Origin of the sequence: Comamonas antarctica (assembly GCF_013363755.1) — a bacterium.
Taxonomy (GTDB): domain Bacteria; phylum Pseudomonadota; class Gammaproteobacteria; order Burkholderiales; family Burkholderiaceae_C; genus Comamonas; species Comamonas antarctica.
The window spans coordinates 927,124-952,383 of sequence record NZ_CP054840.1; the positions used below are offsets into that span (position 1 = coordinate 927,124).

At 68.6% G+C, this 25,260-nt stretch carries 25 protein-coding genes and 1 riboswitch; of the genes, 16 read left to right on the forward strand and 9 right to left on the reverse strand.

What is annotated here, in order from left to right; all coding sequences use genetic code 11:
• Positions 1-163 precede the first annotated feature (163 nt).
• Both HUK68_RS04320 and HUK68_RS04325 read right to left on the reverse strand, forming a co-directional pair.
• Positions 164-1,576, reverse strand: a complete 1,413-nt coding sequence (locus HUK68_RS04320) for a basic amino acid/polyamine antiporter (RefSeq protein WP_175503087.1) — start codon at positions 1,574-1,576, stop codon at positions 164-166.
• Entirely contained in the window at positions 1,534-1,758 is a 225-nt protein-coding gene (locus tag HUK68_RS04325; RefSeq protein WP_175503088.1) for a hypothetical protein, read from the reverse strand. The genes HUK68_RS04320 and HUK68_RS04325 overlap by 43 nt, the downstream gene beginning before the upstream one ends.
• Positions 1,759-1,796: 38 nt before the next feature.
• Here HUK68_RS04325 and HUK68_RS04330 point away from each other — a divergent pair, with 38 nt between their 5' ends.
• Positions 1,797-2,630, forward strand: a complete 834-nt coding sequence (locus HUK68_RS04330; RefSeq protein WP_175503089.1) for an EAL domain-containing protein — start codon at positions 1,797-1,799, stop codon at positions 2,628-2,630.
• Between the two features lie 65 nt (positions 2,631-2,695).
• On the opposite strand, the gene HUK68_RS04335 is transcribed toward HUK68_RS04330, so the two are convergent.
• Genes HUK68_RS04335 through HUK68_RS04355 form a run of 5 tightly spaced genes read right to left on the reverse strand, consistent with a single transcriptional unit; the run spans position 2,696 to position 7,742 of the window.
• Positions 2,696-4,006 carry an amidase gene (locus HUK68_RS04335; protein ID WP_175503090.1) on the reverse strand — a complete coding sequence of 437 codons (1,311 nt, stop codon included), beginning with the start codon at positions 4,004-4,006 and terminating at the stop codon, positions 2,696-2,698.
• A 14-nt stretch (positions 4,007-4,020) separates the two neighbouring features.
• Positions 4,021-4,713: a DUF2848 domain-containing protein gene (locus HUK68_RS04340; RefSeq protein ID WP_175503091.1), complete on the reverse strand. Its 693-nt coding sequence runs from the start codon at positions 4,711-4,713 to the stop codon at positions 4,021-4,023.
• Between the two features lie 28 nt (positions 4,714-4,741).
• The gene (locus HUK68_RS04345) at positions 4,742-6,025 is read right to left on the reverse strand and encodes a TRAP transporter large permease (protein ID WP_175503092.1); all 1,284 of its coding nucleotides are present in this window, start codon (positions 6,023-6,025) and stop codon (positions 4,742-4,744) included.
• On the reverse strand, positions 6,022-6,648 hold the full coding sequence (locus HUK68_RS04350) for a TRAP transporter small permease subunit (protein WP_175503093.1): 627 nt from the start codon (positions 6,646-6,648) through the stop codon (positions 6,022-6,024). Before HUK68_RS04350 ends, HUK68_RS04345 begins: the two co-directional genes overlap by 4 nt.
• 50 nt (positions 6,649-6,698) lie before the next feature.
• Positions 6,699-7,742, reverse strand: a complete 1,044-nt coding sequence (locus HUK68_RS04355) for a TRAP transporter substrate-binding protein (RefSeq protein WP_175503094.1) — start codon at positions 7,740-7,742, stop codon at positions 6,699-6,701.
• Between the two features lie 232 nt (positions 7,743-7,974).
• Between HUK68_RS04355 and HUK68_RS04360 the strand changes: the two genes are divergently transcribed.
• Positions 7,975-8,658, forward strand: a complete 684-nt coding sequence (locus tag HUK68_RS04360) for a GntR family transcriptional regulator (protein ID WP_175503095.1) — start codon at positions 7,975-7,977, stop codon at positions 8,656-8,658.
• Between the two features lie 38 nt (positions 8,659-8,696).
• Here the strand turns inward: HUK68_RS04360 and HUK68_RS04365 are convergent, their stop codons facing one another.
• Positions 8,697-9,593: a LysR substrate-binding domain-containing protein gene (locus tag HUK68_RS04365; protein ID WP_175503096.1), complete on the reverse strand. Its 897-nt coding sequence runs from the start codon at positions 9,591-9,593 to the stop codon at positions 8,697-8,699.
• Positions 9,594-9,691: 98 nt separating this feature from the next.
• Between HUK68_RS04365 and HUK68_RS04370 the strand changes: the two genes are divergently transcribed.
• The 10 genes from HUK68_RS04370 to cobJ all read left to right on the forward strand — a co-directional run bounded on the left by HUK68_RS04370 (position 9,692) and on the right by cobJ (position 21,306).
• Positions 9,692-10,675: a Bug family tripartite tricarboxylate transporter substrate binding protein gene (locus HUK68_RS04370; protein WP_175503097.1), complete on the forward strand. Its 984-nt coding sequence runs from the start codon at positions 9,692-9,694 to the stop codon at positions 10,673-10,675.
• Entirely contained in the window at positions 10,672-11,871 is a 1,200-nt protein-coding gene (locus HUK68_RS04375) for a M20 aminoacylase family protein (protein ID WP_175503098.1), read from the forward strand. The genes HUK68_RS04370 and HUK68_RS04375 overlap by 4 nt, the downstream gene beginning before the upstream one ends.
• A 186-nt stretch (positions 11,872-12,057) precedes the next feature.
• A complete protein-coding gene (locus HUK68_RS04380; RefSeq protein WP_175503099.1) occupies positions 12,058-12,570 on the forward strand; it encodes a sigma-70 family RNA polymerase sigma factor in 513 nt (170 codons plus the stop codon).
• A gap of 4 nt (positions 12,571-12,574) precedes the next feature.
• Positions 12,575-13,600, forward strand: a complete 1,026-nt coding sequence (locus tag HUK68_RS04385; protein WP_175503100.1) for a FecR domain-containing protein — start codon at positions 12,575-12,577, stop codon at positions 13,598-13,600.
• 95 nt (positions 13,601-13,695) lie between these two features.
• Positions 13,696-16,221 carry a TonB-dependent siderophore receptor gene (locus HUK68_RS04390; protein WP_175503101.1) on the forward strand — a complete coding sequence of 842 codons (2,526 nt, stop codon included), beginning with the start codon at positions 13,696-13,698 and terminating at the stop codon, positions 16,219-16,221.
• A gap of 11 nt (positions 16,222-16,232) precedes the next feature.
• The gene (locus HUK68_RS04395; protein ID WP_175503102.1) at positions 16,233-17,432 is read left to right on the forward strand and encodes a PepSY-associated TM helix domain-containing protein; all 1,200 of its coding nucleotides are present in this window, start codon (positions 16,233-16,235) and stop codon (positions 17,430-17,432) included.
• A gap of 48 nt (positions 17,433-17,480) precedes the next feature.
• Positions 17,481-17,721, forward strand: a riboswitch (cobalamin riboswitch).
• A 216-nt stretch (positions 17,722-17,937) separates the two neighbouring features.
• Complete coding sequence (locus HUK68_RS04400; RefSeq protein ID WP_175503103.1) at positions 17,938-19,158, forward strand: ferredoxin-like domain-containing protein; 1,221 nt, start codon at positions 17,938-17,940, stop codon at positions 19,156-19,158.
• The gene (locus HUK68_RS04405) at positions 19,142-19,771 is read left to right on the forward strand and encodes a precorrin-8X methylmutase (protein ID WP_175503104.1); all 630 of its coding nucleotides are present in this window, start codon (positions 19,142-19,144) and stop codon (positions 19,769-19,771) included. The genes HUK68_RS04400 and HUK68_RS04405 overlap by 17 nt, the downstream gene beginning before the upstream one ends.
• 10 nt (positions 19,772-19,781) lie before the next feature.
• The gene (gene cobI / locus HUK68_RS04410; protein WP_175503105.1) at positions 19,782-20,522 is read left to right on the forward strand and encodes a precorrin-2 C(20)-methyltransferase; all 741 of its coding nucleotides are present in this window, start codon (positions 19,782-19,784) and stop codon (positions 20,520-20,522) included.
• Between the two features lie 10 nt (positions 20,523-20,532).
• The gene (gene cobJ / locus HUK68_RS04415; RefSeq protein WP_244146250.1) at positions 20,533-21,306 is read left to right on the forward strand and encodes a precorrin-3B C(17)-methyltransferase; all 774 of its coding nucleotides are present in this window, start codon (positions 20,533-20,535) and stop codon (positions 21,304-21,306) included.
• A 4-nt stretch (positions 21,307-21,310) separates the two neighbouring features.
• Here the strand turns inward: cobJ and HUK68_RS04420 are convergent, their stop codons facing one another.
• Positions 21,311-22,057 (reverse strand): cobalt-precorrin-6A reductase, encoded by a 747-nt coding sequence (locus tag HUK68_RS04420; RefSeq protein ID WP_175503106.1) that lies wholly within the window; start codon positions 22,055-22,057, stop codon positions 21,311-21,313.
• On the opposite strand from HUK68_RS04420, the gene cbiE reads away from it, so the two are divergent.
• The 4 genes from cbiE to cobF are packed head-to-tail and all read left to right on the forward strand — an operon-like array spanning position 22,056 to position 25,253.
• On the forward strand, positions 22,056-23,249 hold the full coding sequence (gene cbiE, locus HUK68_RS04425; protein WP_175503107.1) for a precorrin-6y C5,15-methyltransferase (decarboxylating) subunit CbiE: 1,194 nt from the start codon (positions 22,056-22,058) through the stop codon (positions 23,247-23,249). The genes HUK68_RS04420 and cbiE overlap by 2 nt on opposite strands.
• Positions 23,246-23,701 carry a cobalamin biosynthesis protein gene (locus HUK68_RS04430; RefSeq protein WP_175503108.1) on the forward strand — a complete coding sequence of 152 codons (456 nt, stop codon included), beginning with the start codon at positions 23,246-23,248 and terminating at the stop codon, positions 23,699-23,701. The genes cbiE and HUK68_RS04430 overlap by 4 nt, the downstream gene beginning before the upstream one ends.
• A complete protein-coding gene (gene cobM / locus HUK68_RS04435; protein ID WP_175503109.1) occupies positions 23,698-24,492 on the forward strand; it encodes a precorrin-4 C(11)-methyltransferase in 795 nt (264 codons plus the stop codon). The genes HUK68_RS04430 and cobM overlap by 4 nt, the downstream gene beginning before the upstream one ends.
• Positions 24,492-25,253: a precorrin-6A synthase (deacetylating) gene (cobF, locus tag HUK68_RS04440; protein ID WP_175503110.1), complete on the forward strand. Its 762-nt coding sequence runs from the start codon at positions 24,492-24,494 to the stop codon at positions 25,251-25,253. The genes cobM and cobF overlap by 1 nt, the downstream gene beginning before the upstream one ends.
• The last annotated feature ends 7 nt before the right edge of the window (positions 25,254-25,260 follow it).

Genomic DNA, 25,260 nt, shown 5'->3' on the forward strand with positions numbered 1-25,260 from the left:
TTCGGGAGGCTTGTTCCATGGAGCCATGGTAGCGCCGGGTGCGGCGCAGGCCAAAGAAGAAGATCGCGTTTGCAAGCGCCGAATCGGCATATGCGCGCGGCGCCGAGGCCAGCGGCATCGCCTGCGGCCCCGGCCGGCCGGGCTGCGATGCTGGCGGCGCCGGTCAGAGCGCAATCTGCCCGCCGAGCAGTCCATACAGCCCGGCCGCGGCCGCGGCGCCCGCCAGCAGCAGGATGGGGCGTTCGAAGGGCTCGAAGACCAGCGCCCCGTGTTCGCGCCGCGCCCAGGCATAAAGCAGGCTGCCGGGCACGTAGAGCAAGGCCGTCAGCAGCACATATTGCAGGCCCGCGGCGACGAACATGAACACGGTATAGGCGAGGGCCACCCAGGCAACCGCCCGGTCCTTGCGCGCCGCGCCGCCGGCGCGCGTGAGCACAACGGCATATCCCGCGACCATCAGATAGGGAAACAGCGCGGTGACGCTGGCCATGTCCAGCATGAAGTTGAACGCGTCGGTCGACCAGTGGGTGGAGATGACGAACAGCGACACGATGGCATTGGTGGCCCACAGCGCATTGGCCGGAACGCCGTTGCGGTTTTGCGCGGCGAAAAGCCGCGGCATGTCGCGCGAGCGCGCCGCGGCATACAGCACTTCTGCGCCCATCAGCGTCCAGGCCAGGTAGGCGCCCAGCACGGCCACCAGCACCGCCACCGACACCATCAGCGCGCCCCACGGCCCGACCGCCTGTTCCAGCACGCCGGCGAGCGACGGCTTGGCCGCGGCGGCAATCTGCTGCGGGCTGGCGATGCCATAGGGCAGCAGCGTGATGGCCACCATCAGCCCGGTCACGCCCACAAAGCCCAGCAGCGTGGCGCTGCCGACATCAGCGCGCTTTTTCGCGTAGCGCGAATAGACGCTTGCGCCTTCGATGCCCAGGAACACGAACACCGTGATCAGCATGGTGTCGCGCACCTGCGTCCACAGCGGCTTGCCGGCCATGCCGGCGCCCCCGTGGAAATTCGCCCGGAACAGATCGGCATTGAAGGCCACCACCATCGCCACGATTGCCACCAGCAAGGGCACGAGCTTCGCAATGGTGACGACGGTGTTGATGAAGGTCGCCTGTTCCACGCCGCGCAGGATCAGCAGGTGGAACGACCAGATGCCCAGCAATGCCACCGCGATCGCGCCCAGGCTGCTGCCTCCGCCGAATATCCCGGGGAAAAAGCGGCCCAGCGTCGTGCAGATCAGCACCCAGTAAAAGACATTGCCCAGGCAACTGCCCAACCAATATCCAAACGCCGAGAGAAAACCCAGGTAATTGCCGAAACCCGCCTTGGCATAGGCAAATACTCCGGAATCGATATCGGGGCGCTTTTGCGCGAGCCATTGGAAAACCCGGGCCAGCGCATACATGCCCGCGCCCGCAATGGCCCAGGATACGAGCGCGCCCAAGGGGCCGGTGGCCATGGCGAAGCGCCCGGGCAGATTGAAGATTCCCGCGCCGACCATGGAGCCTACCACCACGGCAATCAATGCGGGCAAAGACAATTGCCCGTGTTTTTCTTCGGCCATGAAAACCTTGTGAATATCTGGAAGCGACGGTTTTTACCACGGCGCCAGAATGCCGGACGCGCATGCAGCGCGGCCATTTGTAAAATCGGATGTGCAAATGAACCAAATGCCGGCTGCGGCAAAAACGGGCGCGATTTGCGCTCCGGGACGGGCTTGTGCCGGGTCAGGGTATTGGCGGCCACATGCCCGGGGCGCTCATCCTGCGCGCAGAATGTTCCGCATGCACCCGCTTCCCCACTCCACCCCTCATACGTCGTTTCCCGCCGGCTTCGTTCCACTGCACGGCAGTGCGCAGGACTGCGAGGATTGCGCGCGGGGCGAGCGCCTGCCGTTTCAGTTCGACTACGCGTACCAGCCCATCGTCGACCTGGCCAACGGCCGCGTGTTCGCGCACGAGGCGCTGGTGCGCGGGCCGCATGGCGAAAGCGCGATGTCGGTGCTGTCGCAGGTCGACGAAAGCAACTGCTACCGCTTCGACCAGGCCTGCCGCGTCAAGGCCATCAAGGGCGCGGCCGAGCTGGGTATCCAGGAGCTGGTGTCGATCAACTTCCTGCCCAATGCGATCTATAAGCCCGAGCTGTGCATTCGCACCACGCTGGCCGCGGCCCGGGCGCACGGCTTCCCGCTGGACAGGATTATCTTCGAGGTGACCGAAGGCGAGCGCGTCAAGGACGGCCCGTGGTTTGCCGAAATCCTGCGCGAGTACCAGCGCTGCGGCTTCAAGACCGCCATCGACGACTTCGGCGCGGGTTTCGCGGGCATGAAATTGCTGGCGGACTTCCAGCCCGACATCGTCAAGATCGACATGGACCTGATACGCAATGTCGACAGCCATCGCCCGCGCCAGGCCATCGTGCGCAGCCTGGTGCGGCTGTGCGAGGAACTGGGCATCGAGGTCATCGCCGAAGGCATAGAGACCCCGGGCGAGCGCGACTTCCTGCGCGACATCGGCATCCACCTGATGCAGGGCTATCTGTTCGCCAAGCCGGCGTTCCGCGCGATTGCCGAAGTGCCGGATGTGGCGTTCGGCACGGCGCCGCGGCGCCGGGACTGAAGCGCTGTGCGCCATGAAAAAGGCACCCGCGCGGGGTGCCTTGGGTCGGGGGCGGGCGCCCGTGCTCAGCGCTGCAGGAACTGCTCGAGCGCCGCGGCCACGGCCAGCAGCGCCCGGTCGGCGTTGCGCTGACCGACCAGCATCAGGCCGACCGGCATCTCGCCAGGCGCGCGCGGCAGCGGCAGCGACACTGCGGGCAGGTCATAGAAGTTGAACACCGAGGGGTTGCGCAGCACCAGCATGTTGGTGCGGTGGAACAACTCCTCGTCGTCCAGGCTGGCGATCGTCGGCGCGATCACCGGCACCGTGGGCAGGGCCAGGATGTCGTAGTCGGCCAGTGCCGCATCGAGCCGCGGCAGCAGCGCCGCACGCGCCTGCTGCACGCCCACGTAATGCGGCGCGGCAATCGTCTCACCGCGGCGCAGGCGCGACAGCACCAGCGCGTCGAGTTCATCGTCCTTGCCCGCGGCGAGCAGCGCGGCGTGCACATGCGCGGCCTCGGCGGCGATCAGCGTGCCCTTTTCCTGCAGCCGGAACGGCGCGCCCAGCAGCTCGTCGAGCGCCAGGTCGTCGACGCGCGCCTGCGCTGCCTTGAGGTCCGACAGCGCGGCCTCGAATGCCGCGAGCACCTGCGCGTCGGCTTGCGTGAACAGCAGCCCGCGCGGCACGCCCACGCGCAGCCCGGCCACGCGGCGCTGCCCGAGCGGCTGCCAGGGCTGGCCCGACAGCACCGCATCGGCACGCGCGCAGTCGGCCACGTCGTCGGCCAGCGGGCCCAGCGTATCGAGCGAGAACGACAGCGGGAAAGCGCCTTCGCGGCTCACGCGCGCCTGGGTCGGCTTGAAGCCGGTCAGCCCGTTGAAAGCCGAGGGAATGCGGATCGAGCCGCCGGTGTCCGAGCCGATGGCGAGCTCGCACATGCCGCGCGCCAGCGCCACGCCCGCGCCCGACGACGAGCCGCCGGGAATGCGCGAGGCATCGCGCGCGTTGCCGGGCGTGCCGTAGTGCGGATTGATGCCGATGCCCGAGAACGCGAACTCGGTCATGTTGGTCTTGCCGATGATGACCGCGCCCGCGGCGCGCAGGCGCTGCACGACCACCGCGTCCTGCGCGGCCGGGGGCGCGTCGCGCAGTACCTTGGAGCCGGCGGTGGTGGTCTCGCCGGCCACGTCGAGCAGGTCCTTGATGGAGACGATGCGCCCGTCGAGCGGGCCCAGCGTGATGCCGGCCGCCGTGCGCGCATCGGCGGCCGCGGCCGCGGTCAGTGCCGAATCGGCGTAGACGCGGGTGAAGATGCGCGCGCCTTCCGCGCCTGCATCGGCAATGCGGCGCAGCGCCTCGCGGGTACGGTCTGTGCAGGAGATGTGCAGGTTCATGGACGGCGGCTCCATCAGGCCACTTCGGGCAGCACTTGCACTTCGTAGCGGTGGCGCAGCGAACGCTGCAGCACCGGGTCGTGCAGCTCCATCTCGAATACGTTCGACGGGCGGATGCCGCCGATGGCGCCCACGGTGCCGCAGGTCATGACGCTGCCCTCGGCAAACGTGGCGGCGCCGGTCGAGGCCAGGTAGCCGGCGATCAGGTCCTCGGGGGTGCGCAGCGTGGCCATGGGGCCGTCCTGGTAGGGCTTGCGCTCCCCGTCCTCGACGATCCACGAGCGCAGCACCAGTTCGTCGATGTGGTTTGCCACATCGGCATACAGCCAGGCATCGCGCGCCGCGGGCTTGGCGCAGACCTGCTTGGACAGCGCCACGCTGTGCGCCTCGAGCTTGCGGTCGGTATGGTCCGAGGCGATGCTGATGCACAGCTGGCCCTCGGCCTGGAACACCAGGGCCTCGATCTCGCCCGACGAGTGCGGGCCGACGACCTGCACCACGGCTTCCTGCGTGAACTGGTTCTGGCCGATGCGGTAGTAGAGCGGCACGCTCGACGGCCGCGGCACGCCCAGCTCGGCGAGTTCCTCGATGTGGTGCTCGATCGCGGCCAGGTCGCGGCCGGCCCAGCCGGCGACGATCAGCTGCTGCAGCGGGACTTCCACGCTGCGCGTCTGGCCCTGGGATTCGATATTGAAGATGGCTTTCATGTGGTTTCCAATGCGTGTGAGGTTTCGGTCAGCCGAAGGTGTTGGGCATCCACAGGGCGATGCCCGGGAACAGCGCCAGCAGCAGCAGCATCAGCGCCATGGCGGCGACAAAGGGCAGGGCGCCGATGATCACGGCGTTCATCGAGCCGGACTTGCGCAGGCTCTGCACCACGAACAGGTTCATGCCCACGGGCGGGGTGATCAGCGCGGCTTCCACCAGGATGATGATCATGATGCCCAGCCAGATCGGGTCGAAGCCCAGGCCGATCATCACCGGCGCGACGATGGGAATCGTGGTGATCATCATGGACAGCGTCTCCATGAAGCAGCCCAGCACCAGGTAGAAGGCCACCAGCACCAGCAGCATCATCGCGGGCGACAGGCCCAGCCCGCCGATGAAGTCGGTGATGGCGTTCGTCAGGCCGGTGGCCGACATCACGAAGTTCAGGAAGCTGGCCGCAATCACGATCAGCATGATCATCGCGGTGGAGCGCATGGTGCCCTCGACGGCCTCGCGCAGCATGCCCCAGGTCAGGCGGCGGTAGCACGCGGCCAGCACCAGCGCGCCGGACACGCCCAGGGCCGCGGCCTCGGTGGGCGTGGCCAGGCCGGCATAGATCGAGCCCACGACCAGGAAGAAGATGCCCAGCGGCGGCAGCAGGTTGACTAGGCTGCGCAGGCGCTCGTTCCAGGACGCATGGATATTCTTGCCGCCCCATTGCGGTTTGATCACGCAGGCGATGACGATGGTCAGAATGAACAGCAGCGCCAGCAGGAAGCCCGGGATGATGCCGGCGAGGTACAGCTTGGGCACCGACGAATTGGTCAGCACGCCGTACAGCACCAGGTTGATCGAGGGCGGGATCAGGATGCCCAGCGTGCCGCCGGCGGCCAGGCTGCCGAGGAACAGCGGCTCGTTGTAGCCATGCTTCTTGATCTGCGGAATGGCCACCGTGCCCACCGTCGCGGACGTCGCCACGCTCGAGCCAGAGGTGGCGGAGAAAAGCGTCGAGGCACCGATGTTGGCGTGCATCAGGCCGCCGGGCAGCCAGGACAGCCACAGGCTCATCGACTGGTACATGCGCTCGGCCAGGCCGGCGCGCAGCAGGATCTCGCCGAGCAGGATGAACAGCGGGATCGCGACCAGCAGGAATTCGTTGTTCGCGCTCCAGGAGATCTCGCCGAGCGCGCGCGACAGCGGCAGCATGGAGAACATCGGGTCCAGCGTCAGTCCCAGCACGCCGAGCGCGGCGCCGACGGGAATGCTCAGCCCGATCAGCACCATCAGAAGGGTCAATGCGGTGGCAATCATGCGGCGGCCTTCTGTCTTTCGGATTGGATCAAGCGCTCGCCATTGGCGGCTTCCTCTTCGGCTTCTTCCTGCGCCGAGCGCACGCCGCACAGTTCCTGCAGCGCTGCGAGGTCGCCGGTGACCAGCAGGTAGGAGGAGCGCGCGAGCATCAGCGTCATCACCACGCACATCCACAGCAGGCCTAGGAACCACAGGCCCTGCGGAATCCACAGCGGCGTGGCCATGGTCGAGTTGGCGGTGGAGTTCTGCAGCCACGAGGCGGACACCACGTCCTTGGCATACCAGGTCAGGACGACCATGAACACCCCCAGGGCCACGACCGACAGCCAGTCGAGCAGTGCCGCGACCTTGACCGGCAGCAGCTGGTAGAGCACGTCGACGCGCACGTTGGCGCGCTGCAGCGTGGCGAAGGCCAGCGCCCAGCTGGTGCTGATGGCAAACGCAAAGCTCGACAACTCGTCGGCGCCGCCGGAGGTAAAGCCCCAGAACTTGCGCGCAATGACGTCGAAACTGATGAGCAGGACGCTCGCGATGACCAGCGCGCCGGCGGCCCACACCGCGTACTGCGACAGCACGTTGGCGTAGCGCAGCGGCGCCCAGGTCTTGGGGGGGACGGAGTGCATGACTCTTCCTTTTCAATGGCGGGCGGCCGCGCGGCCGCCGGTGGCCGCTTTTACTTCTTTGCCGTCAGGCCGACGACCTTGCCCACGGTGGCGTTGAAGTCGTTGACGCATTGCGCGTTGCAGCGCGCGGCCCATTTGGGCAGCACCGATTCGTTCAGCAGCTTCTTGAGCAGCGCGTGGTCGGCCTCGGTGGGCTTGACCAGCACCATCTTGCCCTTGACCGGCTGGGTGCAGGCGGCGGCGCCGGTGTTGCAGTCGTAGCCTTCCTGGGTCTGCTTGCCGGCCGCGACCCAGATGTCATTGACCAGGGTCTTGAACTCGGTGGTGATCAGCTGCTGCACGCCGGGGTTGAGCTTGTCCCAGGCCTTCTTGTTGACGGCGTGGATCTGCTGGTTCCAGTTGATCGGCAGCGCATACAGGTGGGTGGAGACTTCGTACCACTTGGCCGAGTAGCCCGACAGCGAGCCGGTGATGGCGCAGTCGACCACCTTGTTCTGCAGCGCCGGCACCACTTCGCCGAATGCCATGGTCACGCTCGCGCCGCCCAGCGCCTCGATCAGCTCGGCCTGGGTGCGGCTGGATGTGCGCACCTTCTTGCCCTTGATCGAGGTAAGGTCCTTGATCTCGGCGTTGCAGAACAGCACCTGGGCCGGATAGGTGGACATGCCCAGCACCTTGATGTTGGAGCCGGCGTAGAACTTCTCGTAGGCCGGCTGGAAAGCCTCGGTCACGGCGCGCGCGGTCTTGACGTCGGGCGCCAGGCCGGCCAGGTCGATGGCCTCGTTGATCGGGTTGTCGGCGGCGAAGTAGGCCAGCGTCGAGGTGCCGAATTCAATCACCCCCGAGCTCATCAGGCGGATCAGTTCCGGGCCCTTGAGGCCCATGTCGTTGAAGCCCTTGATATCGGCCGTGACCTTGCCGCCCGAGGCCGCGGGAATGGTCTTGGTCCAGAACGGCTTCTCGAACTCGTTGTACAGGCTCAGGTTGCTGAGGCCACCGACCACCTTGAGCTGGGTTGCGGGCAATTGCTGGGCTTGGGCGCTGGAGACGAAAGCTGCAGCAGACAGGGCCACGAGGGAAAGTGCACGATGCATGATGAAATCCTTGCAGGTCAGGCGGTGAGAACCCGATTTGGTGCGTTGTTGCACCAATCTGGAGAAATAGTGAAATTTCAGTGAAACTTTAATGCGCCAAGCGAGGGCGATACCCCAGGGATTTCCCTTGCTTATTGAAAATAAAGTGAAATTTCACAAGCTTGTGGCTACCATGATGCGAAAACCGTGCCAAGGCAGCTGCCGTTGCCGATGAAATAGAAAGAAAAAAGTTGTGGAGACTGTTGTGAAGCCGCGCCATGCCGCGAGCCAGGAGCAGGCGGGAATCTCGCAGAACGAGCAGGCCTATGTGCTGCTGCATGGCTTGCTGACGACGCTGGCCTACAAGCCGGGCGAGTACCTCAACATCGCCAGCCTGATGGAAGACCTGGCGATGGGCCGCACCCCCATCAACCATGCGCTGCACCGGCTGAGCAACGAGGGCCTGGTGCAGATCATTCCACGCAAGGGCGTGGTGGTTTCGCCGCTGTCCATCGATGACGCGCTGCACATGATCGATGTGCGCCTGGCCAATGAAACCCTGTGCGCGCGGCTTGCCGCCCAGCACATCACGGCCGAGGAGTTGGCGCAGCTGCGCGGCGTGGCGGCGGCGTTCGACGCGGCCGTGGCGCAGCGCAAGGTAGCTGAGATGATGCGGCTCGACCGCACCTTCCACGAGCTGATTGCGAGTGCCTCGCGCAATCCGGTGCTGATGGACGTTCTGCGCGTGCTGCATGGCAAGTCGCAGCGTTTCTGGGCGATCTCGCTGTCGTCGCATGGCCATGTATTCGAAGTGCAGGACGAGCATGTGCAGATCCTCGACGCGCTGGCCGCCGGCAACGCCGACGCGGCCGAGCAATGCGTCAAGGCACATGTGCTGTCGTTCCGCGCCTCGCTGCTGAGCCGCGACCGCGGCTAGCTGCGGGCGGCCAGCTGCGGGCGGCCAGCCGCGGGTGGTTAGCCGCGGTCGCCGCCGGCCTGGTTGGCGAGCCACTGCGCAAACCGGTCCCTGGCCGCAAAGTCCGGCGTGTCGCGCTTGCTGCAGATGAAGTAGCCGCGGCCGCACGACACGTCGATATCGAAGGGCATCACCAGTTCGCCCAGCAGCAGTTCGCGCTCGACCAGGCAGCCGGGCACCACGGCCACGCCCATGCCGGCCTTGGCGGCGACGATCAGGTGCATCGTCAGATCGAACCCTGCGGCCAGGCGCGGCGTGCAGGGCGCGCCGGCCTTGGCGAACCAGCGCTGCCAGTTGTCGGGGAAATTGGTGTGGTGCAGCAGCGTCGCGGCCTGCAGGTCGGCGGGCCGGCGAAAGCCGCGGCTCAGGCGCGGCGTGCATACCGGCACCAGTTCCTCGCCCAGCAGGTAGCGCGTCTGGATATGGTCGGGCCAGCGCCGGCGCGGCCTCTTGACCTCGATCCACAGATCGACATCGTCGCGCGTGAAATCCTCGTCGTGCTTGAACTGGCGCAGTTCGACATTGATCTCGGGATGGCGCTCGTTGAAGGCCGGCAGGCGTGGCATCAGCCACTGGATGCCCAGCGTGGGAATCACGCTCAGCCGCACGCGCTGCGGCTGCGCCTCGCGGCCCAGGGTTTCGGCCGCGGCCTCGAGCGCGAGCACATGGCGCTCGGTCAGCTTGCGCAGCTGCACGCCGCGCGGCGTGAGCGCGACGCCCGAGGGCAGACGCTCGAACAGCCGCCCGCCCGCGAGATGCTCCTCGAGGCGCTGCACGGCGCGGCTCACGGCGGCCTGGGTCACGCACAGTTCCTCGGCCGCGCGGCGAAAGCCCCCATGGCGGCAGACGGCGAGAAACGCATGCAATTCAACCAGCGACGGAGAGTGGATCTTCATGGTGGGGCGATTACATCATGTCATCACCCGCGACGAAAGTGTCGTTTGCCGGCGCCTGGGCGCGTTCGTAATATCGCGTCAATTTCATCGAGGCCAACATGCACTTCAACAGACGCGAATTCGTAAGCCTGGCCGCGGCCGGGACCCTGGCGCCGCTGGCGGCGGCGAATGCCCAGGCCGCATACCCCGCCAAGCCGATCACGCTGGTCGTGCCGTTCACGCCCGGCGGCTCGGTCGACAATTCGGGCCGGCTGATGGCCGACCGCCTGAGCCGCGAGCTCGGTGTGCCGGTCGTGGTCGACAACAAGGGCGGCGCCGGCGGGGCGATGGGCTCGGTCTACGTCGCCAAGGCGCGGCCCGATGGCTACACGCTGATCGTCACCTCGCAAAGCACGCATGTGGTGAATCCCGCCGTGAACCCCAACCTGCCGTACGACGCCGTCAAGGACTTCGCGCCGATCACGCTGATCGACCGCCTGGCCAACGTGCTGCTGGTCAACGCCGATCTGCCGGTGCGCTCGTTCGCCGAACTCGTCAAATATGCCCAGGCCAACCCGGGCAAGCTGAACTATGCGAGCGCCGGCACCGGCTCGGTCTCGCATCTGAGCATGGAGCTGATGAAGACCCAGGCCAAGCTGCCGATGACGCACATTCCATACCGCGGCGCGGGCGTGGCGGTGACCGACCTGATCGCGGGCCAGGTGCAGCTGACCTGGAACAACCTGTCGTCGAACCTGGGCAACATCCGCAACGGCAAGCTGCGCGCGCTGGCCGTGGCCGCGCCGCAGCGCGTCTCGCAGCTGCCTGACGTGCCGACCTTCGCCGAACTGAACCTGCCCGACCTGAACCTGACTTCGTGGACCGGCCTGGCCGCGCCCGCGGGCACGCCCACGCCCATCATCGAGCGCCTGTACCAGGCCACGCGCAAGGTGCTGCAGGATCCGGCCACGCGCGCCACCTGGGTGGAGAAGGGCATGATGGTGCCGGAGGAGGTGACGCCGCAGGCCTACCGCGCGGAAATCGCCGAGCGCATCAGGTTCTACCAACGCATCGCCAAGGCCAACCACATCGTCCTCGAATGACAGACACCCTTGCACGCCCGGCCGCCTATACGCGCATCGACCAGCTGCTGCCGTACGAGCAGGAGCTCGTCGCCATCCGCCGCCACCTGCACCAGCACCCCGAACTGGCATTTGCCGAGCACGGCACCTCGGACTTCATTGCCGGCAAGCTGCAGGAGTGGGGCTATGAAGTCACGCGCGGCATCGGCGGCACGGGCCTGGTCGGCACGCTGCGCGTGGGCGAGGGCGTTCGGCGCCTGGGCATCCGCGCCGACATGGATGCGCTGCCCATCCAGGAGGCCACCGGCGCCGAACACGCGAGCTGCGTGCCCGGGCGCATGCATGCCTGCGGCCATGACGGCCACATGACCATGCTGCTGGGCGCGGCCCGGTACCTGGCGCGGCACCGGCGCATCAAAGGCACGCTGCACCTGATCTTCCAGCCGGCCGAGGAGCGCGGCTTCGACAGCGGCGGCAAGGCCATGGTCGAGGACGGCCTGTTCGAGCGCTTTCCCTGCGACGCGGTCTATGCGATGCACAACCACCCGGGCGTGCCGCAAGGCCGCTTCATGCTGCGCAGCGGCGCGTTCATGGCCGCGGGCGACCGGGTGTTCGTGCAGATCATCGGCGTGGGCGGCCATGCGGCGCGGCCGCACCTGGCCGTGGACCCGCTGGTCGCTGCCGCGGCCATCGTCACGGCGCTGCAGACCGTGGTTGCGCGCAATGCCGATCCGTCCGAACCGGCGGTGGTGACCGTGGGCCGGCTGCGTGCCGGCGATGCGCTGAATGTGATTCCAGACCATGCCGAGATCGGCATCAGCGTGCGTTCCTTCTCGCCTGCGATGCGCGCGCTGCTCAAGCAGCGCATCTGCGCGCTGATCGAGGGCGTGGCCCAAGGCCATGGCTGCCGCGCGGAAATCGACTATGTCGAGGGCTACCCGGTGGTCGTGAACGACGCCGAAGCCGTGCAGCTGGCGGCCGAGGTGGCCACCGACCTGGTGGGCGCCGATGCGGTCGACCACGATTTCCCGCCGCTGATGGGCAGCGAGGACTTTGCCTACATGCTGCAGCGTTGTCCCGGCGCGCTGGTGCGCATCGGCAACGGCCCGGCCGAAGGCGGGCGTGGCCTGCACAACCCGAAGTACGACTTCAACGACGCCAATCTGCCTTACGGTGCGGCGTTCTGGAGCCAGCTGGCGGAGCGCTTCCTGAACTAAGGCATGGCGGGCATTTGCATGTCGACAGGCGCAGGGGCGACAGCCTTTGATGAGGGGACACCCTTCGACAGGCTCAGGGGGCCCGCCTAGGGGTGAGCGGGGCGGGGTGAGGGCGTGGGTTGCGGATTTGTGCCTGAATCCATTAGAATGCGATTCATTCTCATTTGATGCTGCGATTTCGTACCGATGCCTGCCCCGGATCTCCCTCTTGCCGATGACCTGTCCGGGCTCTATGTCGCGCACAACACATGGCTTCAGGGCTGGCTGCGCCGGCGCATCGGCGACACGTTTGCGGCCGCCGATCTGGCGCAGGACACGTTTCTCAGCCTGCTGGATGGCAAGACCGCGGCCGCGCAGATCCGCGAGCCGCGGCCTTTCCTGGCGACGGTCGCCAACCGGCTGCTCGCGCACCGCCACCGCCGGCAACTGCTGGAAACGGCCTATCTGCAAGCACTGGCCTGCCTGCCCGAGGAGCTTGTCCCATCGCCCGAGACGCGGCTCATCGCGGTCCAGAGCCTGCAGGAGATCGACCGCGTGCTCGATGGGCTGCCTGGCAAGGTGCGCGAAGCCTTCCTGTTGGCGCACCTGGCGGAGCTGAGCTATGCCCAGATCGCCACGCGGCTGGGCGTCTCGGCCAGTTCGGTCAAGCAATACCTGGCCCGGGCCCACCGCGAATGCCTGTTCGCCCTGGCTTTCTGACGCCATGGCGATGCGCAGCGACACATTGATCCTGCCCGGCGGGCGGGTGATCAGCCGGGGCACGGCCGATGCGGCCGCGGACTGGCTCACGCTGCTGATGTCCGGCGAGGCCGGCGAGGCGCAGCACAGTCAGTGGCGCCAGTGGCGCCAGGCGCATGCCGACCACGAAGCGGCCTGGCAGCACATCGAGTCCGTCACGGGCCGCATGAAGGCGCTGGCTCCCGGGCCGGCCTACACGGCGCTGTCGTCCCATGGCGCCAGCGGCGGGCCCCCGTCTGCGGCGCGCCGGCGCGCCAAACGGGCGCTGCTGTGGGGCGGACTGGCAGCCGGCACCGGGCTTGTGGCTTCACGCACCGCGCCCTGGCAAGCCAGCATGGCAGATTGCCGCAGCGCCACCGGTGAGCAGCGCAGCTTTGCATTGGCGGACGGCACCCAGCTGATGCTCAATACCGGCAGTGCCGTGAATCTGCGATTCAACGCCGCCGAGCGCCGCATCCTGCTGGTGGCGGGCGAGATCATGGTGGCGACGCGCCATGGGCCCGGCCAGGCCGCTGATCCCAGACCGCTGTGGGTCGAAACCGCCGAAGGCAGCATACGCCCGCTGGGCACGCGCTTCACCGTGCGCCAGCACTCCGGACACACCGATGTCGCGGTGCTGGAAAGCGCGGTGGAGATCTCCGCCAGGGGCGCCTTCGGCAGCCCGCGCGTGCTGCAGGCCGGCGAGCAGACGCGGTTCACGCGCGAGGCGGTCGAGCCTCCAGGGCCAGCCGATGAGCAGGCGCACGCCTGGACCCGGGGCCAGTTGCTGGCGGATGAGCAGCGCCTCGGCGACTTCCTGGCCGAGCTTGCGCGCTACCGGCCGGGCCTGCTGCGCGCCGATCCGCAGATCGCAGGCCTGCGCCTGTCGGGCGTGTTTCCCCTGGCGGACACCGACCGCATCCTGGCCACGCTGCCCAGCGTGCTGCCGGTGCGCGTGCAGTGGCGCACCCGTTACTGGGCGACGGTGTTGCCTGCGGACAAAGGCCGCTGAAGTATTTTTTGCGCATCGGCTGCCCGATGCGCATTCTCGCGGCACCTACCTCATGAGGGAGCGCAGTTTCCGCAGCCCCCATCCAGAGGAACAACATGTCGAATTTGCAATGCGTGCGCCGTGCGCATCCATCTCCCGTCGCGCTCGCCGTCCTGGCACTGGCCCTGGGCTTCACCGCCGGTGCGCCGACTTCCGCAAGGGCGCAGGGCGCTGCGCAGGCACCCGGCACCGCCGTCGCCGAGTTCCACATTCCCGCCGGGCCCCTGGCCCCGGCATTGCGCCAGCTGGCCAGCACGGCCAACATCATGCTGACCTTCACGGCAGAGCAGATCGACGACAAGCGCACGGCCGGCGTGGACGGCCGTCACCCGGTGGCTGGCGCCTTCGGCGTGTTGCTCACCGGAACCGGCCTTAGGGCGGTGCAATTGGACAACGGCGCCTTCGTGCTGCGCGCCGACAGCCGCCCCGCGGCCCCGGCCGCCACAACCCCGGCAGCCACGCTGCCCCTGGTCACGGTGACCGGCGCGACGGCTGCCAGCGCGACCACCGAAGGCACGCATTCGTACACCACCGGCAGCATGAGCACGGCGACGCGGCTCGACCTGTCCCTGCGCGATACGCCCCAGGCCGTCACCGTCATCACCCGCGAGCGCATCGAGGACCAGGGCCTGGCCAGCGTGAACGACGTGGTGCAGACCGCGCCCGGCCTCACCTTCCGGCGTTTCGGCCCGGAGCGCGCCTCCTTCTTCGCGCGCGGGATGTACGTGGACAACATCATGTATGACGGCCTGCCCGTGAGCCTGGACAGCTCCAACCTGTCGCAGGACCTGCTGGCCACCGACATGGCCATCTACGACCGCGTGGAGATCGTGCGCGGCGCCACCGGCCTGGCGCAGGGCGCGGGCAATCCGTCGGCCGCCATCAACCTGGTGCGCAAGCGCCCGACCAAGGAGCGGCAGGTGTCCGCGGGCATGAGCGCCGGCAGCTGGGACCGTTACCGCGCGGAACTCGATGTCTCCAGTCCGCTGTCGGAAGACGGCAGCCTGCGCGGCCGTGCGGTGCTTGCCACCCAGGACTACGGCAGCTACAAGCGCGGCGAAAGCAGCAGCGGCCAGACGTTCTACGGGATCGTGGAGAAGGATCTGGCGCCTGCCACCACGCTCACGCTGAGTGCGCTGCACCAGGAGAGCCGGCTGCACGGCAACGGCTTCACCGGGCTGCCCGTGGCCCGCGACGGCAGCGACCTGGGACTGCCCCGGTCCACGTCCTACGCCTATGACTGGGAGTATTGGAACAAGACCACCGACTCCGCCTTCGTCGGGCTGGACCACCGGCTGGACAACGGCTGGCGCATGCACCTCTCGGCCTATTACGCGCAGGCCGACGTCGACATGGAGGGCCACTACCTCAACTACGGCTACGCCACCGGCAACTACAGCCAGCTGGGCGCGCGCAATGCCCACCAGGAAAAGCAAAGCAGCGTCAACCTGTATGCCAATGGCCCGTTCGAGCTGCTGGGCCGCAAGCACGAGCTGGTGCTGGGCGCGAGCTACCGCAACGTCGATTTCGACGGCAACAGCCGCCAGGGCCTGGTGCTGAGCAGCAAGCTCAACCTGTACGACTTCAATCCCGCCGCCGTGGCGGACCCCAGCATCCCGCTGCGCGACTGGGTGGACGCGAAGATCACCCAGCAAAGCCTGTACGCCACGACGCGGCTGAATGTGGCCGACCGGCTCAAGCTGATCCTCGGCGGGCGGCTGGACTGGTACGACTACAACGACACCGTCAACACCTACCCGAACTTCAACGCCAACACGCCGTCCGTGAGCGCGCACAACCGCTACAGCGTCAACAACCACCTGACGAAGTACGCCGGACTGGTCTACGACCTGAACGACCAGCACGCCGTCTACGCCAGCTATACCGATATCTTCAAGCCGCAGAACTACCGCGATGCGAACGACCGGCTGCTCGATCCGGTGGAGGGGCACAACTGGGAAGTCGGTCTCAAGGGCGAGTACTTCGACGGCACGCTCAATGCCTCGGCCGCCGTGTTCCGCATGGACCAGAAGAACCGTGCCTTCCGCAGCACCGACCAGACCCAGTGCGCGAACTATCCCACCGTGACCTGCTATACCGCCGCCGGCGAGGTGCGCAGCCAAGGCGTGGAGTTCGAGCTGCAGGGCGCCATCACACCGAACTGGCAGGTGGGCGCGGGCTACACGGTGGCCATCGCGCGCTTCCGCCAGGATGCGACCGCCAGCAATGTGGGCGCGCTGTTCGACACCGACACGCCGCGCCACCTGTTCAAGCTGTCGACCATGTACCGCCTGTCCGGCGACTGGCAGCGCTGGCGCATCGGCGGCTCGGTGTACCGCCAGGACTTCATCTACAACCAGGGCACCGGCAGCGGCGTTCCCTTCGACATCACGCAGGGCGCCTACGCCCTGGCCGACCTGGTGCTGGGCTGGCAGGCCACGCCGCAGCTCGACGTGCGCCTCAACGTCAACAACCTGTTCGACAGGAAGTACTACAACGCCTTGTCCGGCACCGTGGGCTTTCCCAGCAACGTCTATGGCGAGCCGCGCAATGTGATGCTGTCGGCGCGCTACCGGTTCTGAGGCGCGGCGGCATGCGTGGCGCACTGGTCGTGCTGCACCGCTGGTGCGGCCTGTTCATCGCTGGATTCCTGATCGTTGCCGGCTTGACCGGCGCGGTGATCGCCTGGAACCACGAGCTTGACGAATGGGCCAATCCCCGGCTCTTCAAGGCCGACTCCGGTGCGGCGCAGGGCGCGCTGGCGCCCTTGGAACTGGCGCGCCGCGCCGAGGCGGCCGATCCGCGGCTGCGGGTCAGTTTCGTGCCGCTGGCGCTGGAGACAGGCCATACGGCGATGCTGGGCGTTGCCGCGCGCATCGACCCGGCCACCGGCGCGCCCTACGCGCTCGGCTTCAACCAGCTGGCAATCGACCCGGCCACCGGCGAGGTGCAGGGGCGCCGGCAGTGGGGAGATATCTCCCTTTCGCGCGAAAACCTGCTGCCCTTTCTCTACAAGCTGCACTACACCATGCACATTCCCAAGGGCTGGGGCATCGACTTCGGCGTGTGGCTGATGGGCGTGGTCTCGGCGGTGTGGATCGTCGACTGCTTTGTGGCGCTGTGGATTGCGTTTCCCAGCGCGCGCAGCTGGCGCAAGTCGCTGAGCTTCAGGCTGCGCCAGGGCGGCGCCAAGCTCAATTTCGACATCCACCGTTCGGGCGGCGCGTGGGTATGGGGCCTGCTGCTGATGCTGGCCGTGACCTCGGTGTCGCTGAACCTGGCAACCCAGGTGATGCGGCCCCTGGTGTCGGCGCTTTCGCCGCTTGCTCCCTCGCCATTCCAGTTGCGCGAGGGCAGCCGCGCGCGGGAGCTGGCCGATCCGCGGCTGGACCGAAGCCAGGCCATTGCGCTGGCCGAGGCCGAGGGCCGGCGCCGCGGCTGGAGCGCTCCGGCTGGGTCCATTTTCTATGCACAGCGCTTCGGCATCTACGGCGTGGCGTTCTTCACGCCGCAAAACGACCGGGATGACGACGGCATCGGCAACGAGGTCCTTTACCTCGACGGCGACACCGGTGCCGTGGTCGGCGACAAGGTGCCGGGCCAGGGCTCCATGGGCGATGTCTTCATGCAGCTCCAGCTGCCGCTGCACTCGGGCCGGATACTGGGCACGCCGGGGCGGGTACTGATGTCGTTCATGGGCGTCTTCGTCGCCGCTTTGAGTGTGACCGGGCTGGTGATCTGGGTGCGCAAGCGCCGCGCCCGCAGGGTGCGCCAGTTGCGCTTGCAGGCGTAGCCTGCAGGGCGCCTCGCGCCGCAGGCATGGCGCGCTGGCGCCATGGCGTAAAATCCGCCCCGATCACAGGTGTTCCCTGGCGCTTCGCGCCTGGAATGAAACGGGAAGCAGGTGCGTGGCTCCGCCACCAGTCCTGCACTGCACCCGCAACGGTAATCAGAGAGTCCGGATGCAAGCCCTTCCACACGGAAGCGGCGGCCACTGCGCAAGCGGGAAGGCGTATCCGGGCTTCGCCCCTGGAATGGCGAGCTCTGCGAGTCCGGAGACCGGCCTGGTGTGAACAAGGCGCAGCGGGAGTGCAGCGGCCTGGTGGATGGCTGCGCCCGCAGCCGCCCGGCCTGTCCCACCCCTCTGCACGACGCATTCATCCGGCCCGGGAATCGGCCGGACTGACCATGGATTGGCATGCAGCAAGCAACGCGCTATCTGTCCGCGAGGGCAGGGGAAAGCCGCACCCGCGGCGGGCTGCCGCATGGCTTGGCGCAGCCATCGCGGGCACGCTCCCATGGCTGATCCGATCCAGGTGCAGGGCTGGTGCCCGACCGCATGGCAGCCGATGCGCGCGCAGGACGGCTGGATATTGCGCGTGCGCCCGCATTGCGCGGCGATCAGCGCGGCGCAGTGGCGCGTGCTGGCGCAGCTGGCGCTGGCGCATGCCCATCCCGCAATCGAACTGACGCGGCTGGGCAATGTGCAGCTGCGCGGCGTGGACGAGGCGCAGGTGCATGCCTTGCGCCGGCATCTGATCGAGGCCGCACTGGTGCCGGCCGATGCCGATGCGGATCTCGCGCCTGCGGTGCATTGCACGCCGCTGTACCAGGCGGGCGATGCGACCCACGCCTTGGCGCGGCAGTTGTCCGCAGCGGTCCTCGCCTGCCTGAACCCGCAGGCGCTGGCGCGCCAGCGCCTGGCGGCGCTGCCCAGCAAGTTCGGCCTGCTGGTCGATGACCCGGCGCGGCGCATGCGCGCCATCGGTGCGGACCTGCAGCTGTGGGTGGCCGACGGTGGCTATGGACTGGCGCTGGCCGATGCGGCGCATTGGCATGGTTTTGCGTCTGCCGATGCGGCCGTGGACGCCGCGATGGGGATCGCGCTCTGGTTTGCGCGTGAACGGGCGGGCTTGGCGCCCGCGCCCACGCGCCTGCGCGGCCTGCCCGCGCATCGCGCGCCGCCATTGCCGCCCGCGCAGCCATGGTCCATCCGCCCGGCCGAGCCGCTTGGCCCCGGCCCGCTGCCAGGCCATGGCACGCTGATCGGCGCGCCGCTGGGCCGCATCGATGCCGCGGCTTTGCTGGCACTGGCAACGCAGTTGTCGCCGGCTGCCGAGATCCGCGTCACGCCCTGGCGCTCGCTGCTGCTTGAAGGCGAAGCGCCGCCCGCGCTCGACGCCGTGCACTGGATCATCGAACCCGCCGACGCGCGCCTGCGGGTGTCCGCCTGCACCGGCGCGCCGCGCTGCGCCCAGGGCCATGTGCCGGCGCAGACGCTGGCGCTGGCGCTGGCCGGCGCAGTGCCGCCGCACCGGCATCTGCATGTGAGCGGCTGCGCCAAGTGCTGTGCGCTGTCGGCCGATGCCGCCGCGGTGGTGGTGGCAAGCCGCGGCGCCACGGGCCAGCCGCTGCTGCATATCTGCCGCGCCGATGCCCCCGGCACCCCGATTCACTCCCTGGCTGCAACCGAGGCGCCAGCACAGATAACAAGACGGCTACATGACCTATACCTATGAAAAGCACGGGGACGAGATCTACCGGCAATCCTTCAGCATCATCCGCCGCGAGGCCGATCTGGCGCGTTTCACGCCGCTCGAGGAGCGCGTTGCCTGCCGCATGATCCATGCCGCGGGCATGGTGGAGCTCGCCGCGCACATCCATTTCTCGCCCGACTTCGCCCAGGCCGCCGAAGCCGCGCTGCAGCGCGGCGCGCCCATCCTGTGCGATGCGCGCATGGTCAGCGAAGGCATCACGCGCAAGCGCCTGCCGGCCGACAACGCCATCGTCTGCACCCTGAACGACGCGCGGGTACCGGCACTCGCAGCGGAAATGGGCAACACGCGCAGCGCCGCGGCGCTGGAGCTGTGGCGCGCGCATCTCGATGGCGCGGTAGTGGCCATCGGCAACGCGCCCACGGCCTTGTTCCATCTGCTGAACATGCTCGAGGATCCGGCCTGCCCGCGCCCCGCGGCCATCATCGGCTGCCCGGTAGGTTTCGTCGGCGCGGCCGAGTCCAAGGACGCGCTGCGTGCCTGGGGGAGGATTCCGTTTGCCATCGTGCAGGGCCGGCTGGGCGGCTCGGCCATCACCGTGGCCGCGGTCAACGCGCTGGCCACGCCGGTCGAATGAAGGGCCGCCAATGAACCGCGGGAAGATCATCTGCGTCGGGCTGGGCCCGGGCGATCCGGAACTGATGAGCGTGAAGGCCGACCGCCTGCTGCGCAGCGCGCGCCATGTGGCGTATTTCCGCAAGCGCGGCCACCCGGGCAAGGCGCGCTCGCTGGTCAATGGCATGCTGCATGCCGAGGTGACCGAGTACCCGATGGAGTACCCGCTCACGACCGAGATTGCGCACGACGACCCGCGCTACATCGCGCAGCTGTCGGATTTCTATCTCGACTGGCAGGCGCGCCTGACCGAGCTCACGCGCAGCGAGGACGTGATCGTGCTGTGCGAGGGCGATCCGTTTCTCTACGGCTCGTTCATGCACCTCTACGTGCGCCTGCGCCAGGCGGGCCAGGTGCCGGTCGAGGTGCTGGCCGGCATTCCCGGCATGGTCGGCTGCTGGCATGCGACGGGCATTCCCATCACCTGGGGCGACGATGTGCTGAGCGTGCTGCCCGCGACGCTGCCCGATGCGCCGCTGCGCGAGCACATGGCGCGCTCCGATGCGCTGGTCATCATGAAGGTGGGCCGGCACCTGGGCCGCATCCGCGCGCTGCTGGCGCAGCAGGGCAAGCTCGACCAGGGCTGGCTGGTGATCAACGGCACCATGGCCGACCAGCAGGTCATGCCCTTGCGCGACGCGCCCGAGCGCTGCCCGTATTTTTCCATCGTGATCGTGCACGGCCAGGGCCGCCGCCCGGCCAATGACATGTGAGGGGCAGCGCATGAACGCCTCCACTCCACTGCCGGGCCGCCTGTCGGTGGTCGGCCTGGGCCCGGGCAGCGATGCGCTCGTGACCGACCAGGTGCGCGCCACGATTGCCGCGGCCAGCGATGCGTTTGGCTATTTCCCGTACATCGAGCGGCTGCAGGGCCTGGGCCATCTGCAGCTGCATGCCAGCGACAACCGCGAGGAACTGGCGCGCGCGCGCCAGGCGCTGGAGCTGGCCGCGCAGGGGCGCCAGGTGCTGATGCTGTCGTCGGGCGACCCGGGCGTGTTCGCGATGGCCAGCGCGGTGTTCGAGGCGCTCGACGGGGCCACGCCCGAGCAGGCGCAGCGCTGGGCCGCGGTGGACGTCGAGGTGCAGCCCGGCATCACCGCCATGCTCGCCGCGGCCGCGCGCCTGGGCGCGCCGCTGGGCCATGACTTCTGCTGCATCAACCTGTCCGACAATCTCAAGCCCGCGGCCGTGATCGAGCGCCGCATCCGGCTGGCGGCGCAGGCGGATTTCGCCATGGCGTTCTACAACCCGTGTTCGACATCGCGGCCCGAAGGCTTCGCGCGCGCGCTGCGGGTCTTGAGGGAGGAATGCGAGCCCGCGCGATTGATCTGCCTGGCGCGCAATGTGAGCCGCCCCGACGAGACGCTGCGGGTCGTGGCGCTGGCCGAGGCCACGGCGGACATGGCCGACATGCGCACCCTGGTCATTGTCGGCAACCGGCTCACGCGCCAGGTGGGCCGGCATGTCTACACGCCGCGCAGCTATCCCCATGCATGAGCCCTCAATGCTGGCTGGCGAGCCACTCCACGGCCTGCTGCGGCGTTTCGCAGCGCCGGCGCGGGGGCAGCTGCGGACGGTCCACCATGAGCACCGGAATGCCCAGTTCGCGCGCGGCCTCGATCTTGGCGTAGGTGTCCGCACCGCCGGCGTTCTTGCTCACGATGCAGTCGATGGCGTGGCGCTGCAGCAGCGTGCGTTCATCGGCCAGCGCAAACGGGCCGCGCGCAATCAGCAGCTCGCAGCGCGTCGCCGGCAGCGGCAGGGGCTCACCGGTCTGATCGATGACGCGCAGCACGAAGTGGTGCCGGGCAGCCTGCGGCGCAAATGCCGCGAGCTGCTTGCGGCCGATGGCCAGGAACACACGCTGCCAGTTTGGGGTCAGCGCCTCGGCGGCTGCGGCCATGTCGGCCACATGCCGCCATTGGTCGCCGGGCCGGGCCTGCCAGGCCGGGCGCTCCATGGCCAGCAGGGGGATGTCCAGCGCGGCGCAGGCACTGATCGCGTTGCGGCTCATCTGCGCGGCAAAGGGATGGGTGGCGTCGATCACCTGGGTGACGCGCTGCTCGCGCAGGTATTGCATCAGGCCCGCGACGCCGCCAAAGCCGCCGACGCGCGTGGGCAGCGGCGAGACGCGCCGCGTCTGCGTCACGCCCGCGTACGAGTAGGTCGCTGGCACGGCTGCGGCGTGCAGCGCGCTGGCGAGAACATGGGCATCGAGCGTGCCGCCTAAAAGGAGAACCTGGGTCATGGCCAATCCGTGGCTTTCAATCATTGGCATCCATCCGTCGGGCCTGGACGCGCTGAGCGCGGCGGCCAGGCGCGATCTGCAGGAGGCCGGCGTGGTGTTCGGCAGCCCGCGCCACCTCGAACTCGCGCAGGTCGGCGCGCGCGGCCAATTGTGGCCCGTGCCGTTCAGCGTCGCGCCGGTGCTGGCGCTGCGCCATCAGGCGCGTGTCGCGGTGCTGGTGTCGGGCGATCCGTTTCATTTTGGCGCGGGCTCCTCGCTGGCGCGGCATCTGCAGGCCGGCGAATGGCGCAACCATCCGCAGCCGTCGACATTCTCGTGGATTGCGGGCACGCTGGGCTGGCCGCAGGAGCAAATCCATTGCCTCGGGCTGCATGCGCGCAGCTTCCACACGCTGACGCCGCTGCTGGCCGACGGCCAGCGCTTCATCTGCCTGCTGCGCGATGGCGCCGCGGCGCAGCACATTGCCGCCTGGCTGCAGCAGCAGGGCTGGGGCGTGAGCCCGATGTGGCTGGTGTCGCACGCCGGCAGCGAGGACCAGGCGATGCGCGCGGGTACGGCCGAGGCACTCGCCGCGGGCCTGATCGACGCGCCCGCCCCGGCACCCGTGGCTGCCGCCTTCGAGGCGCGTGGCGGCACGGGCTTCGTGCAGGTGCCGGGCCGCGGCATCGACAGCTTCGTGCATGACGGCCAGATCACCAAGGGCCCGGTGCGTGCGATGACGCTGGCCGCGCTCGCACCGCGCACCGGCGAACGCTTGTGGGACCTGGGCGCAGGCTCGGGTTCGGTGGCCGTCGAATGGTGTCTTGCAGGCGGCACGGCGGTCTGCGTGGAGCAGCATGCGGCGCGCGCCGCCCACATTGCCGAGAATGCCGCGCGCCATGCGCTCGACCTGCAGGTGCTGCAAGGCGATTCGCTGGCGCTGCTCGAGACGCTGGCGCCCGCGCCGCAGGCGGTTTTCGTCGGCGGCGGCTTCGATCGCCGCCTGTTCGATGCGCTGCGCATGCGCCTGCGGGCACCCTGGCGCCTGGTGGTCAATGCCGTGGCGCTCGAGACGCAGGCACTGCTGATGGAATTGCACCGTGAACGGGGCGGGCAACTGCTGCAGCTGCAGTGGAGCGAAGCCCAGCCGCTGGGCCGCATGCAGTCATGGCACGCGGCGCGGCCCGTGGTGCAGTGGGTGTGGCAGGCATGACCGTGGGCACAGGGCCGTTCTTTGCCGGCTGGGGCTTTCGCGCTGCTGCGCAGCCGCAATCGTTTGCCAGTTGCTGGGAACAGGCCTGTGCACAGCTCGCGCCCGGCGAGTGGCGCTTTGCCGTGCTGGCGTCGCGACTGCAGACCCCGGCCTGGGAAGCCTTCCAGGCCTGGTCGCGCGCGGCGATGCCGCAGGCCCCATGCCAGGCCTGGCCCGAAAGCGCCATTGCACGCATCGATACGGCGTCGTCGTCGCCCCGGCTGGTGGCGCGCTTTGCCACCGGCAGCGTCTGCGAGGCGCTGGCCCTGCATGCGGCACGCGCGCAAGGCGGCGCGCGAGCCAGCCTGCTGCTGCAGCGCATCGTCTCCGCCGACCGGCAGGCGACGCTGGCCGTCGCGGCGGCGGTCGCCGCCACGCGGGCGCAATCTTTGGAAACAGGAGATCTTCCGTGACAGTTCACTTCATTGGCGCCGGCCCGGGCGCTGCCGACCTCATCACCGTGCGCGGCCGCGATCTGCTGGCTGCGAGCCCGGTCTGCCTCTATGCGGGTTCGCTGGTACCCACCGAGCTGCTCGCGCATTGTCCGCCGGGCGTGCATCTGGTCAACACCGCGCCGCTGTCGCTCGAAGACATCGTCGCCGAGATGCGCGCCGCGCACGCGCAGGGCCAGGATGTGGCGCGGCTGCATTCGGGCGACCTGAGCATCTGGTCGGCAATGGGCGAGCAGCTGCGCTGCCTGCGCGAACTGGGCATTCCCTACAGCGTGACGCCTGGCGTGCCCGCGTTCAGCGCGGCCGCGGCGGCGCTCGAAGCCGAACTCACGCTGCCCGGCTCGTGCCAGTCGGTGGTGCTCACGCGCACCTCGGGCCGGGCGTCAAGCATGCCCAGCGGCGAGACCCTGGCCGCGTTCGCGGCCACGGGCGCGGTGCTGGCCATCCATCTGTCCGTGCATGTGGCCGAGCAGGTGCAAGCCGAGCTGCTCGCGCATTACGGCGCCGACTGCCCCGCGGCCATCGTGTGGCGCGCCTCCTGGCCCGATGAACTGGTGGTGCGCACGCGCGTGGGCGGCATTGCCGCGGCCGCGCAGGCCAATGCGCTGCAGCGCAGCGCCTTGATCCTGGTCGGGCGCACGCTGAGCCAGCAGGACTTCGGGCTGAGCCGGCTCTATGCCAACGACTACGACCGGCGCTACCGTCCGCGCGGCGACGAGCCGCGCTTTCCCGCTGGGCAGGAAGGCGGCTGATGCTGGAACTGTTTCTGGTTGGCATAGGCACCGGCAACCCCGACCACCTCACGCGCGAAGCCGAGCACGCGATCCGCGGCGCCGATCTGGTGCTGCTGCCGCACAAGGAGGGCGACAAGGCCGAGCTGGCGCAGGTGCGGCTGGCGCTGCTGGAGCAGCTGGCGGTGGGCGACGAGCGCATTGCGCATTTCGACATGCCGCAGCGGCGCCAGCAGGGCGACGATTACGGCCGGCAGGTCGATGAGTGGCACGACGCGATTGCGCAGCGCTGGCAGGCCAGCCTGGCCACGCATCTGCCGTCCGGCAGCGGCCGCGTGGCGCTGCTGGTCTGGGGCGATCCGGCGCTCTACGACAGCACGCTGCGCATTGCCGCGCGCCTGGGCCTGGCGCCGCAGCAGGTGCGCGTGGTGCCCGGCATCACCTCGCTCCAGGTGCTGTGCAGCGCACATGGCATTGCGCTCAACGACATCGGCGCGCCGTTCCTGGTGACCACCGGCCGCCAGCTGCGCGAGCAGGGCTGGCCCGCGGGCGTCGATACGCTGGTGGTGATGCTCGATGGCCAGCGCAGCTATGAACAGGTCAGCGAGCCGGATGCGGAGATCTTCTGGGGCGCCTACCTGGGCATGCCGCAGCAGCTATTGCTGCATGGCCGGCTGGCCGATGTCGCCGCCGAGATCAGCGCGCGCCGCGCCGAGGCGCGCCAGGCGCATGGCTGGATCATGGATATCTATCTGCTGCGCCGGCCTGGCATGTCGGCCTGAACGCTTG

Bases quoted from the DNA above. Each gene is read 5' to 3' on its own strand.
- HUK68_RS04320 (WP_175503087.1), bottom strand. From the start codon at position 1,576: ATGGCCGAAGAAAAACACGGGCAATTGTCTTTGCCCGCATTGATTGCC.
- HUK68_RS04330 (WP_175503089.1), top strand. From the start codon at position 1,797: ATGCACCCGCTTCCCCACTCCACCCCTCATACGTCGTTTCCCGCCGGC.
- HUK68_RS04335 (WP_175503090.1), bottom strand. From the start codon at position 4,006: ATGAACCTGCACATCTCCTGCACAGACCGTACCCGCGAGGCGCTGCGC.
- HUK68_RS04340 (WP_175503091.1), bottom strand. From the start codon at position 4,713: ATGAAAGCCATCTTCAATATCGAATCCCAGGGCCAGACGCGCAGCGTG.
- HUK68_RS04345 (WP_175503092.1), bottom strand. From the start codon at position 6,025: ATGATTGCCACCGCATTGACCCTTCTGATGGTGCTGATCGGGCTGAGC.
- HUK68_RS04350 (WP_175503093.1), bottom strand. From the start codon at position 6,648: ATGCACTCCGTCCCCCCCAAGACCTGGGCGCCGCTGCGCTACGCCAAC.
- HUK68_RS04355 (WP_175503094.1), bottom strand. From the start codon at position 7,742: ATGCATCGTGCACTTTCCCTCGTGGCCCTGTCTGCTGCAGCTTTCGTC.
- HUK68_RS04365 (WP_175503096.1), bottom strand. From the start codon at position 9,593: ATGAAGATCCACTCTCCGTCGCTGGTTGAATTGCATGCGTTTCTCGCC.
- HUK68_RS04370 (WP_175503097.1), top strand. From the start codon at position 9,692: ATGCACTTCAACAGACGCGAATTCGTAAGCCTGGCCGCGGCCGGGACC.
- HUK68_RS04375 (WP_175503098.1), top strand. From the start codon at position 10,672: ATGACAGACACCCTTGCACGCCCGGCCGCCTATACGCGCATCGACCAG.
- HUK68_RS04380 (WP_175503099.1), top strand. From the start codon at position 12,058: ATGCCTGCCCCGGATCTCCCTCTTGCCGATGACCTGTCCGGGCTCTAT.
- HUK68_RS04385 (WP_175503100.1), top strand. From the start codon at position 12,575: ATGGCGATGCGCAGCGACACATTGATCCTGCCCGGCGGGCGGGTGATC.
- HUK68_RS04390 (WP_175503101.1), top strand. From the start codon at position 13,696: ATGTCGAATTTGCAATGCGTGCGCCGTGCGCATCCATCTCCCGTCGCG.
- HUK68_RS04395 (WP_175503102.1), top strand. From the start codon at position 16,233: ATGCGTGGCGCACTGGTCGTGCTGCACCGCTGGTGCGGCCTGTTCATC.
- HUK68_RS04400 (WP_175503103.1), top strand. From the start codon at position 17,938: ATGGCTGATCCGATCCAGGTGCAGGGCTGGTGCCCGACCGCATGGCAG.
- HUK68_RS04405 (WP_175503104.1), top strand. From the start codon at position 19,142: ATGACCTATACCTATGAAAAGCACGGGGACGAGATCTACCGGCAATCC.
- cobI (WP_175503105.1), top strand. From the start codon at position 19,782: ATGAACCGCGGGAAGATCATCTGCGTCGGGCTGGGCCCGGGCGATCCG.
- cobJ (WP_244146250.1), top strand. From the start codon at position 20,533: ATGAACGCCTCCACTCCACTGCCGGGCCGCCTGTCGGTGGTCGGCCTG.
- cbiE (WP_175503107.1), top strand. From the start codon at position 22,056: ATGGCCAATCCGTGGCTTTCAATCATTGGCATCCATCCGTCGGGCCTG.
- HUK68_RS04420 (WP_175503106.1), bottom strand. From the start codon at position 22,057: ATGACCCAGGTTCTCCTTTTAGGCGGCACGCTCGATGCCCATGTTCTC.
- HUK68_RS04430 (WP_175503108.1), top strand. From the start codon at position 23,246: ATGACCGTGGGCACAGGGCCGTTCTTTGCCGGCTGGGGCTTTCGCGCT.
- cobF (WP_175503110.1), top strand. From the start codon at position 24,492: ATGCTGGAACTGTTTCTGGTTGGCATAGGCACCGGCAACCCCGACCAC.